We start from the raw sequence: 11,595 nt of genomic DNA, 5'->3' as shown, positions 1-11,595 counted from the left end.
AAACCGGATGACAGGGGCAAGACCTTTGCCCACTTTGGGTGGGGCGGCCATCCGTCGTTTGCCAAAGTGGGTCGCCCGAGGGGGCGAAACAAAAACCTTCAGCACACGCCGAAGCGGCGCAGAAACACCCAACCCCCAAACGACGGATAAAGTCTTAGGCGTTATTCACCCTACGAAGAGCCAGAGCATCGCGGGCATGGCCCGCTCCTACGGGGAGCGCGGCATTTGCATGTCCGCGCGCCCGAACAAACAAGTGAAACTCAGCTCCGTGCCTGGCTCCGCGGCCCGGCGAACGCCCAGACGATCAACCCCAGCACCGGCAGCACGGCGACCACCAGAATCCAGATGATCTTCTTCGGAATCTCAGCATTGCTTCGCGCCACATTGAGAATGGCCCAGATGTCCACGACGAAGATGACCAGGGCGATCAGGTCGCGCAGGAAGCCCATATTCAAGATCCCTCTATGAGAAAGTTGGTCCGAATATGATAGCGTCCCGCGCCCCCGCAGCGCGAGAGCCGGTTCAGGCTCGCGCAGGGTCGATCAGCGCGAAACTCGCCACTGTTTCATGGCCTTCCAGCACACCACCCTCGCGGGCCAGGCCGGTGGTCTGCATGCCCGCCTGCTGCGCGGCATCCAGCTCCTGCACCACGTCGGAGAGGAAGAGGATTTCCTCGCCCGGCAGGCCGATGGCGGCGGCGATGCGGCGGTAGGACTCGGCCTCGCGCTTGGGCCCGCTGGTGGTGTCGAAGTAGCCGGAGAACAGCGGCGTCAGGTCGCCCGCTTCGGAGCAGCCGAAGATCAGCTTCTGCGCCTGGATCGAGCCGGAGGAATAGACGTACAGCTGGTAGCCCTCGGCGTGCCAGCGGCGCAGCGCGTCCACGGCGTCCGGGTAGACGTGGCCCTTGAGCTGGCCGGCGCGGTAGCCCTGCTCCCAGACCATGCCCTGCAACGCCTTGAGCGGCGTGGCCTTGCGGTCTTCGGCGATCCAGCCCAGGAGGATTTCGATGCAGCGCTCGGTGTCGGCGCTCGCCTCGCCGCTGTCGACGCGTACGGCGGCCAGTTGCTCGGCCACGGAGGGCTCGCTGGCGTGCTCGCGGACGAAGTCCGGCAGATGCGCGGCGGCATAGGGGAAGAGCACGTCGAAGACGAAGCTGACCGCGCTGGTGGTGCCTTCGATGTCGGTGAGGATGGCTTTGATCATGGAAACTCCAAAGACCCGCCGCTGCTACAAGCGGACGGTGTGATCCTGTAGGAGCGAGCTTGCTCGCGAAGGGACCCCGCTGCGGAATCTGTTCGCGAGCAAGCTCGCTCCTACGAAGAGCAAGGGACGCCCTGCAATGCAGTGACTAACGCGTTTAGTCTTCCAGCAACGGAAACCGCTTGGCGATCTCGTCGCCGGTGAACTTCGCGACCCAGCCCTCGGCATTGTTGAACAGGCGGATGGCCACGAAGTGCGGCCGCTCACCCATGTCGAACCAGTGGCGGGTACCGGCGGGCACCGAGATCAGGTCGTTCTTCTCGCACAGCACGGCGTAGACATGGTCCTCGATGTGCAGGGTGAACAGGCCGCGCCCGGCGACGAAGAAGCGAACTTCGTCCTCGCCATGGCGGTGTTCGTCGAGGAACTTGGCGCGCAGTTCGTCCTTCTGCGGGTGATCGGCATTCAGGCTGACCACGTCCACGGTGACGTAGCCCTCCTCGTCCTGCAGCCGACGAATCTCGTGCTGGTAGGCGGCGATCACCTCTTCCTGGCTGGCGCCGGGGGCGATGGGCGCGTTGGCCGCCCAGCGCTGGAAGCGCACGCCAACGTCGATCAGGGTCGAGGCGATATCCTCGGCATGGGTCAGCAGCTTCAGTGGCTGCTCGGGATTGGATTCGTGGTAGACGGTCAGGCTGCTCATGGTCGCTTCCTCAGGTCGTCGGATTCGCTCAGCGCGTGCCGCCGCGAAGGCTCAGTACTTTCAGTTCGCATTCGAAGAGGAATTCGAAGGCTTCGATCTGGCGCAGGGCATCGGCCATGCGTGGCCCCCAAGTGTACAGGCCGTGGCCGCGGATCAGGTAACCGGGGCAGTCCGGATGGGCATCCAGCCAGGGCTGCACCTTGGCGGCCAGGCGGGCGATGTCCTGGTCGTTGTCGAAGATCGGCACCGTCACACGGCCTTCGTGGGTGGTGACGCCGGCGAAGGCTTTCTGCAGCTCATAGTCTTCCAGCTCCAGGCGGTCGCCGACGGTCAGGCGCGACAGCACGGTGGCGTTGACCGAATGGGTGTGCAGCACCGCGCCGATCTCCGCGCGCCAGGCGTAGAGCTGGGTGTGCAGCAGGGTTTCTGCCGAAGGCTTCTTGCCCGGCTCCAGGCTGTTGCCGGCCAGATCGGTTTCCAGCACGTCATCGACGCCCAACTGGCCCTTGTGCTTGCCGGAAACGGTGAGCAGCGCGCGGTCGGCAGCCAGGCGCGCCGAGTAGTTGCTGCTGGTGGCCGGCGACCAGCCGCGGCCATAGAGGAAGCGCCCGGCTTCGATGATCTGCAGGGTCAATTGTTCGCGGGTGTCGTTCATGCGGGTCCTCGTTCAAAGCCTGTTAACGATCTGCTGCGCGTCGGCAGAGCTGCGTTAAAAACAAGCTCAAAATGCTCATTTACCAACTGTAAACTGCGCTTTCTCGCCTGTTTTTGCCTTGCTCTGCTCTAGCTCGCGAGATCCTGAACAGGCTTTCAGACGGGTCCAGATGATGAAGGCGGCGGCCAGCGCGGCCACGCTCGCAATGGCGAAAGTCCAGGCCGGGCCAAGGCTACCCCAGCTGTAGCCGGAGTAAAGCGCGCCGAGCGCGCCGCCGGTGCCGGCCAGAGCAGCATAGAGCGCCTGGCCCTGCCCCTGCTGGCGCGCCTGGAAGCTGCGCTGGACGAAATGAATTGCGGCGGCGTGGAAGCTGCCGAAGGTGGCGGCGTGCAACAACTGGGCGAACAGCAGCACCGGCAGATGCCCGGCCAGCGTGCCCAGCAGCAGCCAGCGCAAGCCCGCCAGCAGGAAACTCGCCGCCAGCACCTGGCGCAGGGAAAAGCGCTGGAGCAGGCGCGGCATGACCAGGAACAGCAGCACCTCGGCCACCACGCCGAGCGCCCAGAGCTGGCCGATCAGCCCGCGCGCGTAACCGAGCGCTTCCAGGTGCAGGGTCAGGAAGGTGTAGTACGGGCCATGGGACAACTGCATCAGGCACACGCATAGATAGAAGGCGAGCACACCGGGCTTGAGCAGTTGCTGGAGAAAACCGCCGGCGCTGGCCTCGTCGTGGCGCGCCGGGGGTTGAGCATTCGGCACCCAGCAACTCGCGCCAATGATGCCGAGCATGATCGCCAGCAGCGCCAGCGGGTAGGTATCCAGGCTGGCGCGCTCGAACAGCCAGCCCAGGCCGACCACGGTGCAGATGAAGCCGATGGAGCCCCACAAGCGGATGCGGCTGTAGCTTTCGGTGCGCCCGCTCAGGTGCACCAGGGTGATCACTTCGAACTGCGGCAGCACCGCATGCCAGAAGAACGCATGCCCGGCCATCACCAGTGCCAGCCAGGCGTAGCTGTGGCCGAGGAAGATGCCGGCGAAACACAGCGCCGTGCAAACCGCGCCGAAGCGCACGATGGCCAGCCGCTGGCCGCTGCGGTCGCCCAGCCAGCCCCACAGGTTCGGCGCCACGCAGCGCATCAGCATGGGAATGGCGACCAGCTCGCCGATGCGCGCGCTGGAGAAGCCCAGGTGATGGAAATACAGCGCGAGGAACGGCGCCGTCCCGCCCAGCAGGCAGAAGTAGAAGAAGTAGAAACTGGACAGCCGCCAGTAGGGAACCTGCGTCATCGGCGGCGCGACGAGCCTTCCGCGAGCCGGCCGGCGCGCGGAAGGTTCAGGTCGGTCAAAGCTGGCCGAGGACCGGGGTGCCAACCTTCACGTCGGCGTTCTGCGCACGGTGACGCAGCAGGTGGTCGAGCAGCACGATGGCCATCATCGCCTCGGCGATGGGGGTGGCGCGGATGCCCACGCATGGGTCGTGGCGGCCCTTGGTGATCACGTCCACCGGGTTGCCGTCGACGTCGATGGAACGGCCGGGAGTGGTGATGCTGGAGGTCGGCTTGAGCGCCAGGTGGGCGATGATCGGCTGGCCGCTGGAAATGCCGCCAAGGATGCCGCCGGCATTGTTGGACAGGAAGCCTTCCGGGGTCAGCTCGTCGCGGTGCTCGGTGCCGCGCTGGGCGACACTGGCGAAGCCGGCGCCGATTTCCACGCCCTTCACCGCGTTGATGCTCATCAGCGCGTGGGCCAGTTCGGCGTCCAGGCGGTCGAAGATCGGCTCGCCCAGGCCCGGCGGCACGCCTTCGGCGACCACGGTGATCTTCGCGCCGACCGAGTCCTGGTCGCGGCGCAGCTGGTCCATGTAGGCCTCCAGCTCCGGCACCTTGTCCGGGTCGGGGCTGAAGAAGGCATTGTCTTCGACGCTGTCCCAGGTCTTGAAGGGGATTTCGATCGGGCCGAGCTGGCTCATGTAGCCGCGCACCGTGATACCCATGCCTGCCAGCACCTTTTTGGCGATGGCGCCGGCGGCCACGCGCATGGCGGTCTCGCGCGCAGAGGAACGGCCGCCGCCACGGTAGTCACGGATGCCGTACTTGTGGTGGTAGGTGTAGTCGGCGTGGGCCGGGCGGAACAGGTCCTTGATCGCCGAGTAGTCCTTGGACTTCTGGTCGGTGTTGCGGATCAGCAGGCCGATCGGGGTGCCGGTGGTCTTGCCCTCGAACACGCCGGAGAGGATTTCCACCTCGTCGGCTTCCTGGCGCTGGGTGGTGTGGCGGCTGGTGCCGGGCTTGCGGCGGTCCAGGTCGCGCTGCAGGTCTTCCAGGGAAATCTCCAGGCCGGGCGGGCAGCCGTCGACGATGGCGACCAGCGCCGGGCCGTGGCTTTCGCCAGCGGTGGTGACGGTGAACAGCTTGCCGTAGGTGTTGCCGGACATGCGAGGCTCCGCGGAAGACAGGGGATCGAAAAGGCCGAGCAGTATACCTGCGTCAATCCGCCCTGCGAACCTTCCGCAACAGGGAGAGTCAAAGCGCCATCACCCCCGCCTGAAGTCTTCGATGCGCCGTCTCGCCCTCCTCTGTCTCTGCCTGTTCGCCGGCCTCCTCGGTTCGACCGTCCACGCCGCACCCAGCAGCATCCTGCAGCGTCCCTATGACCTGGACACCGGCCACGGCGTGCTGCGCGGCACCCTGCTGTTGCCGCAGAGCGCCACCCCGCCGCCGGTCGCCCTGCTGATCGCCGGCTCCGGCCCCACCGACCGCGACGGCAACAACCCCGAGGGCGGCCAGAACGCCTACCTGCGCAAGCTGGCCGAGGCGCTGGCGGAAAACGGCATCGCCAGCGTGCGCTACGACAAGCGCGGCGTGGCCCGCAGCTTGCCGGCGGCGCCACGGGAGGAAGAACTCAGCGTCGAAGGCTACGTCGCCGACGTGGTCGCCTGGAGCGACAGGCTGGCGCGCGACCCGCGCTTCGGCCGCCAGGTACTGATCGGCCACAGCGAAGGCGCGTTGATCGCCAGCCTCGCGGCCCCGGCGTCCCATGCCGACGAACTGGTGTCGATTTCCGGCAGTTCCCGCCCCATCGGCGAGGTGCTGCGCGAGCAGTTGCAGGGTCGCCTGCCGCCACCCCTGCTGGCCCAGGCCAGCCAGCTGATCGACGGTCTCAACGCCGGCCAGTTGCAACCGCGGGTGCCGCAGCCGTTGCTCGCGCTGTTCCGCCCCAGCGTGCAGCCCTACCTGATTTCGCTGTTCCGCCAGGACCCGGCCCGCGCCTTCGCCGCGCTGAAGATGCCGACGCTGATCCTCCAGGGCCGCCACGACATCCAGGTCGGCGAGGAAGACGCCCTGGCGCTCAAGCAGGCCAAGCCCGACAGCCAGCTGTACCTGATCGACGGCATGAACCACATACTGCGCATCGTCCCGGCCAGCGGCCCACAGCAACTGGCCTCCTACAACAACCCCAACCTGCCCTTGGCGCGGGAACTGGTGCAGCGCATCGTCGCCTTCGTGAAGACCACCCGCACCCTCCCCGACGCCACCCTCGCATCATCTGGAGCGGACGTCTCAAGAAACGCCGCGATCCGTCGATAACTCTCGGTACAGCCCGGCCACGCCCTCCGGGCTCGAGGATCGCCCCATGAGCCAAGCCGAACCCACTTCCGTCGACGAAAGTGCCGCCCAGAGCGCTGCCCGCCATCATCCGTGGGCGGAACTGGGCCCGGAGCACTACCGCCTGCTGCGCCTGGCGCCGCTGCCTACCGACCGCACTACCGGCGCGCGCCCGCTGCGTTTCGTCCAGCTCGGACGGGTCGAACGCCACAACGCCGAGCAGAGCCTGCTGCGCCTGACCGTGCAAGTGCCCGGCCAGGTGCTGCGCAAGGAAGTGAACCTGCTGGAGGTCTGGGCGGACCACCGCAACAAGGAAATCCGCTTCGGTGCCGACTCAGGCTTCGCCACCGAACCGATGAACCGGGGCCTGGGCCGCTTCCTGCTGGCCCAGGGCGTGGCCTGGGCAAAGAAGAAATGGGCGCACTACCGGGTCGAGGGTGGCGCGCTGGCGATGAAGGACGCCATGAACGAAGAGGCCCGCCAGCGCCGCGACCACTTCCTCCGCGCCCAGGGCTTCGACGTGATCTACGAGGATTCGCGACTGCTCAAGGCGCGCTATCACGCAGGGCGGGTCAGCGAGCTGTACGACGATTGGCACAAGGAGAAGGTGCAGATCCTGCCGCTGCTGGATGCCGCCGCGACGCTCGAACAGGCCGACCAGAACCTCGCCACCCAGGCCAACGAAATCCGTCGCCTGGAGCAGCGCATCGAAACCTTCCGCCGCGACGACACCAGCCTGCGCTTCACCATCGGCTGCCTGACGGTGTTCGCGGTGTTCCAGGCGGGGTTGTTGATCTGGATTGCCACGCACTGAGGCGTAGCATGCCGCAACCGTGCCCCGGCTACGTCCGAGGTGGCGTCGAGCGATCGCGGACGTAGTCCGCTCCTACCCAAAGCTCACCCTCGCGTAGGAGCGGACTTCGTCCGCGATTGGCTGAAGCCCGCTCGGACTCAGGCTTTGACGCGGGACTTGAATAGCGCCTGATGCTCCCGGCACTGCTGCGCCGACAACAGGAACACTCCATGCCCGCCGTACTCGAACTCAAGCCAGGTGAAGTCCACCTCCGGATAGAGCGCCGCCACGTGGACCTGGCTGTTGCCCACCTCGACGATCAGGCTGCCGCGTTCGGTCAGGTGGTCCGCCGCCTCGGCCAGCATGCGCCGTACCAGGTCCAGGCCATCGTCGCCGCAGGCCAGGCCCAGCGCCGGCTCGTGGTGGTATTCGGCCGGCATGTCGGCGAAGTCTTCGGCATCGACATAGGGCGGATTGGACACGATCAGGTCGAAGCGCTGCCCCGGCAGGCCGGAGAAGCCGTCGCCCTGCACGGTGTAGACGCGCTCACCCAGCTCGTGGCGCTCGATATTGATGTTGGCCACTTCCAGGGCATCGAAGGACAGGTCGCCCAGCACCACCTCGGCATCGGGGAAGGCGCTGGCGCAGGCGATGCCGATGCAGCCCGAACCGGTGCAGAGGTCGAGGATGCGCGCCGGATCATCCGCCAGCCAGGGCTCGAAGCGGCGCTCGATCAGTTCGGCGATGGGTGAGCGCGGCACCAGCACGCGCTCGTCGATCACGAACGGCAGCCCGCAGAACCAGGCCTCGCCCAGCAGGTAGGCGGTGGGTACGCGCTCTTCGATGCGCCGGCGCAGCAGGTGCATCAGGTACTCGCGTTCCTCGTCCTCCAGGCGGCAATCCAGGTAGGCATCGGCCACTTCCCATGGCAGATGCAGCGCGCCCAGCACGAGTTGACGTGCCTCGTCCCAGGCGTTGTCGGTGCCATGCCCGAAGAACAGCTCCTCGGCGTGGAAACGGCTGACCGCCCAGCGGATGTGGTCACGCAGGGTCAGCAAACGGGATTCTGTCACGGCGCAGTCCTCGCAGCTCGCAAAAAGGGGCGCATTCTACCGGAACAGCGACCCGCTGGGGCGCCCTGACCAGCTATCGTTGTTCTTGCCAATACCACTTTGGAGCGAGTTCGCAAAGATTCACAGGGGGCGCGTTACAGCCCACAATGGTGGCACGTGGAAATTCAGGAGTTGAGACATGTCCCATCCGCTCAGCATGCTGCAGATCAGTGGACGCGGGTATCCGCCGGCCGCGCTGCGCCAGAGCACCCTGTTGATCATCGATGCCCAGGAAGAGTACCGCAGCGGCGTGCTGGCCCTGCCGGACCTGGATGCGGCGGTGGCGCAGATCCGCCTGCTGCTGGAGACGGCCCGGGCCATGGGCACCCCGATCGTCCATGTGCATCACCTGGGCGTGCGCGGTGGCGTACTCGACCCGCAAGGCCCGCGTGGCCAGTTCCTCCCCGAGCTCGCCCCGCTGCCGGGCGAAGTGGTGGTGGACAAGCGCCTGCCGAACGCCTTCGCCGGCACCGATCTGCATGACCGCCTGCAGGCCAACGGCCGTCTCGACGTGATCGTCTGCGGCTTCATGACCCACTCGAGCATCAGCACCACCGTGCGCGCCGCCAAGGACTACGGTTACCGCTGCACCCTGGTGGACGCCGCCTGCGCCACCCGCGACATCCCCACCCCGGAAGGCGGTGTGCTGGCCGCCCGCGACCTGCATCGCGCCGAGATCGCCGCCCTGGGCGACAACTTCGCGGCGGTGGTGTCGCAGGCCCAGGCTCTGGTCTGACACCGTCCGTCCCGACGGGCGGCAGCGACAACCGCCAGCGGTTAGGCTCAGCTAAGGCGCAGAGCCCGTGGTTCGGCGGGAGCCGGGCCCGCCGCGCTTCCCGACCCCGGGGTTGGAACCCCTCCAACCCTGACCGGTCATAGCCTCGTTCAGCAGATGAGGAAGTCGGGATGAAGTTGTCCGATAGTTTCAATTCGCGCTCCCTGCGTCCCAAACGCCCGGGACGCTGGCGCTGGCGCTTCGCCGCCGCCCTGGCCGCGGTGATCGCCACCCTGGGCATTCTTTCGACGATGGCCGGCGTCGCCGCGCTGTTGCGTCGCCAGCCCGCCGTGGGCGTGCTGCACATCGAGCCGGGCGCCGGCGCCGTCCTGCTGGTCATCGGCCTGCTCGGCCTGTGGCTGGGCGTGATGTTCTGGCGCGCCGCCCGCCGTCGGGCACGCGGCCGCGAGGGCCTGAGCCTGTCGCCACGGCTGATGAAGAAGCGCGACTGACCACCCGCGCAGCGGCGCTGCGAAGTTCCGTAGGACGGACCCGATCCGCTACACTGCGCGGCTCTTCGAGGAGGTGCGCATGCAAGACGACGACTTTTCCCAATTCGCCCGCGAGATGCGTGGCGTCAAGCGCATCACCGTGGACCAGGCCGATACCGGCAAGCCCAAGGCCGACCGCAAGCAACTCAAGGAACTGCGGCAGAACGCGACCGTGCGCGTCGAGAACATCCGCGTGGACGGCCTCTCCGACCAGTTCGTCATCGACGTCGGCCCCGAGGACGAACTCTACTGGGCCCGCGACGGCGTCCAGGAAGGCCAGATGCGCAAGCTCAAGGCCGGCCAGATCGGCTTCGAGGGCAGCCTCGACCTGCACGGCATGAAGATCGAAAAGGCCCGCGAGACCCTCTGGGACTTCATTGCCGAAGCCACCCGCTTCGAGGTCCGCTGCGTCCGCGTCACCCATGGCAAGGCCGCGCGCATCGACGGCAAGAGCCCGATGATGAAGAGCCACGTGAATACCTGGCTGCGGCAGCACCCGCAGGTGCTCGGCTTCGCCTCCTGCCTGCCGCGCCACGGCGGCACCGGCGCCATCTACGTGATGCTGCGGCGCACCATGCTCGAAGGCCGCGACGAGTAATCCGGCCGGGCAGCGATGGGCGCCAGCCGGGCAGGCATAACGCGCCAACCGGCACTCCACCCTTGCCAGCCAAGGCCGCGCGCCCTACCCTGCGCCACGGTTCTCATATTTGTCATTGCCACAGGTAGATCCATGTCCCTGGAACAAAACTACTCCGCGATCCTCAGCCAGCTCGGTGAGGACGTCACCCGCGAAGGTCTGGTCGATACGCCCAAGCGTGCCGCCAAAGCCATGCAGTATCTCTGCCGTGGCTACCAGCAGACGCTGGAGGAGATCGTCAACGGCGCCCTGTTCAGCTCCGACAACAGCGAAATGGTGCTGGTCAAGGACATCGAGCTCTACTCGCTGTGCGAACACCACCTGCTGCCCTTCATCGGCAAGGCCCACGTCGCCTACATCCCCAACGGCAAGGTGCTGGGCCTGTCCAAGGTCGCGCGCATCGTCGACATGTACGCCCGTCGCCTGCAGATCCAGGAAAACATGTCGCGGCAGATCGCCGAGGCCGTGCAGCAGGTCACCGGCGCGCTGGGCGTGGCCGTGGTGATCGAGGCCAAGCACATGTGCATGATGATGCGCGGCGTGGAGAAGCAGAACTCCTCGATGGTCACCTCGGTGATGCTCGGCGAGTTCCGCGAGAACGCCGCCACCCGCAGCGAGTTCCTCAGCCTGATCCGCTGAGGCGAAGCGCCGCCATGAAAAAACCGGCCCTCGGGCCGGTTTTTTGTGCGAATCGATCAGCGGGTGTAGTAACCCACCGCAACCATGTAGTGGCCGACCTTGCGCAGGAAGGCGTGCTTGTGCTCCACCTGGGTGGTCACCGGGTTGCGCCACTGGTATTCGAATTCCCCCTCCCCCTTGACCTTCGCCAGATCCAGCATGGCGGGGCCGACCGGGTTGCCGCCCGGGTCCTTCAGCGAGGCGAAGTCGGTGCCGACCATGCGGCTGTTGAAGCCGTGGGCGACGAACTTCGAGGTATCGAGATCGACGGCGAACACGTAGAGATCGTCCTCGATGAAGCTGCTATCGAGCGCGTTGATCTTGCGGAAGGTACCCTCAGGATCAGCCTCGATGGCTTTCACCGCCTTGTCCAGCATCGCCACCGCCCGCTCCGGTGTGGCGCGCGGCAGGTAGTAGCCAGTGGCGATGAAACGGTCACCCACCCGCTCGTAGTACACATGCTTGCGCTCGACGCGGCCATCGGCCCAGTTCTTCCAGCGGTAGTCCGCCTGCTGCACCTTGCCGGTCGCCGGCTGGGCGAGCGTTTTGGCGAACTGTTCGCGCAGGGCGGGATCGAGCGTCGTCGATACGTCGCGGCCGATCAGCACCACCGAGGGCCCGCCGCTGGCGAGCATGGTGCCCTTGCTGTCCACCACGAAGACGTAGAGATCACCATCGACGAACTCGCCCTGGCGGCTGAACGCCGCAAAGGCCTTGTCTCCTTCCTTCTTGTAGTAGTTCACCGCCTTGGCCAGCAAGGCCTGGGCGCGCTTGGCCTCGCTCGGAGCGGTGGCCTGGGCGGCGAACAGGGAGAAGGAAGACGTCAACAGGGAAACCAGCAAAAGCGATTTCAACAGCGTTTTCATACCGATGAACCCCCAATGGCCTATCTCGTCGTTATGTAGCACTGAGCATAGATAGCCTTTGGGGGTTCGCGTCGCGAATA

14 protein-coding genes are annotated in these 11,595 nt (G+C 66.4%); 6 read left to right on the top strand and 8 right to left on the bottom strand.

What is annotated here, in order from left to right; genetic code table 11:
- Positions 1-260 precede the first annotated feature (260 nt).
- The 6 genes from J5M67_RS20380 to aroC all read right to left on the bottom strand — a co-directional run bounded on the left by J5M67_RS20380 (position 261) and on the right by aroC (position 4,992).
- Positions 261-449, bottom strand: a complete 189-nt coding sequence (locus J5M67_RS20380) for a PLD nuclease N-terminal domain-containing protein (protein WP_207887189.1) — start codon at positions 447-449, stop codon at positions 261-263.
- Between the two features lie 73 nt (positions 450-522).
- Positions 523-1,203, bottom strand: coding sequence for an acireductone synthase (gene mtnC / locus J5M67_RS20375; RefSeq protein ID WP_207887135.1), 681 nt, complete (start codon positions 1,201-1,203; stop codon positions 523-525).
- Positions 1,204-1,357: 154 nt separating this feature from the next.
- Positions 1,358-1,903: an acireductone dioxygenase gene (locus tag J5M67_RS20370; RefSeq protein ID WP_207887134.1), complete on the bottom strand. Its 546-nt coding sequence runs from the start codon at positions 1,901-1,903 to the stop codon at positions 1,358-1,360.
- A gap of 28 nt (positions 1,904-1,931) precedes the next feature.
- Positions 1,932-2,558 (bottom strand): methylthioribulose 1-phosphate dehydratase, encoded by a 627-nt coding sequence (locus tag J5M67_RS20365; RefSeq protein WP_207887133.1) that lies wholly within the window; start codon positions 2,556-2,558, stop codon positions 1,932-1,934.
- A 75-nt stretch (positions 2,559-2,633) separates the two neighbouring features.
- Positions 2,634-3,845: an MFS transporter gene (locus J5M67_RS20360; RefSeq protein ID WP_207887132.1), complete on the bottom strand. Its 1,212-nt coding sequence runs from the start codon at positions 3,843-3,845 to the stop codon at positions 2,634-2,636.
- 55 nt (positions 3,846-3,900) lie between these two features.
- A complete protein-coding gene (gene aroC, locus J5M67_RS20355; protein WP_207887131.1) occupies positions 3,901-4,992 on the bottom strand; it encodes a chorismate synthase in 1,092 nt (363 codons plus the stop codon).
- A gap of 121 nt (positions 4,993-5,113) precedes the next feature.
- Between aroC and J5M67_RS20350 the strand changes: the two genes are divergently transcribed.
- Both J5M67_RS20350 and J5M67_RS20345 read left to right on the top strand, forming a co-directional pair.
- Positions 5,114-6,145 (top strand): alpha/beta hydrolase, encoded by a 1,032-nt coding sequence (locus tag J5M67_RS20350; RefSeq protein WP_207887130.1) that lies wholly within the window; start codon positions 5,114-5,116, stop codon positions 6,143-6,145.
- Between the two features lie 46 nt (positions 6,146-6,191).
- Complete coding sequence (locus J5M67_RS20345) at positions 6,192-6,977, top strand: hypothetical protein (protein WP_207887129.1); 786 nt, start codon at positions 6,192-6,194, stop codon at positions 6,975-6,977.
- Positions 6,978-7,114: 137 nt separating this feature from the next.
- On the opposite strand, the gene prmB is transcribed toward J5M67_RS20345, so the two are convergent.
- The gene (prmB, locus tag J5M67_RS20340) at positions 7,115-8,029 is read right to left on the bottom strand and encodes a 50S ribosomal protein L3 N(5)-glutamine methyltransferase (RefSeq protein WP_207887128.1); all 915 of its coding nucleotides are present in this window, start codon (positions 8,027-8,029) and stop codon (positions 7,115-7,117) included.
- Positions 8,030-8,207: 178 nt separating this feature from the next.
- On the opposite strand from prmB, the gene J5M67_RS20335 reads away from it, so the two are divergent.
- The 4 genes from J5M67_RS20335 to folE all read left to right on the top strand — a co-directional run bounded on the left by J5M67_RS20335 (position 8,208) and on the right by folE (position 10,610).
- Positions 8,208-8,804 (top strand): cysteine hydrolase family protein, encoded by a 597-nt coding sequence (locus tag J5M67_RS20335; protein ID WP_207887127.1) that lies wholly within the window; start codon positions 8,208-8,210, stop codon positions 8,802-8,804.
- A 170-nt stretch (positions 8,805-8,974) separates the two neighbouring features.
- Positions 8,975-9,295, top strand: coding sequence for a hypothetical protein (locus J5M67_RS20330; RefSeq protein WP_207887126.1), 321 nt, complete (start codon positions 8,975-8,977; stop codon positions 9,293-9,295).
- Between the two features lie 79 nt (positions 9,296-9,374).
- On the top strand, positions 9,375-9,932 hold the full coding sequence (locus J5M67_RS20325; RefSeq protein ID WP_207887125.1) for a Smr/MutS family protein: 558 nt from the start codon (positions 9,375-9,377) through the stop codon (positions 9,930-9,932).
- A gap of 132 nt (positions 9,933-10,064) precedes the next feature.
- Entirely contained in the window at positions 10,065-10,610 is a 546-nt protein-coding gene (folE, locus tag J5M67_RS20320) for a GTP cyclohydrolase I FolE (protein WP_024765420.1), read from the top strand.
- A 56-nt stretch (positions 10,611-10,666) separates the two neighbouring features.
- Here folE and J5M67_RS20315 read toward each other — a convergent pair whose 3' ends face one another.
- Positions 10,667-11,515 carry a cache domain-containing protein gene (locus J5M67_RS20315; RefSeq protein ID WP_207887124.1) on the bottom strand — a complete coding sequence of 283 codons (849 nt, stop codon included), beginning with the start codon at positions 11,513-11,515 and terminating at the stop codon, positions 10,667-10,669.
- Positions 11,516-11,595 lie beyond the last annotated feature (80 nt).

Source organism: Pseudomonas sp. 30_B (assembly GCF_017491605.1).
Classification (GTDB): Bacteria; Pseudomonadota; Gammaproteobacteria; order Pseudomonadales; family Pseudomonadaceae; genus Pseudomonas.
This window is presented reverse-complemented; position numbering and strand designations above follow the sequence as displayed.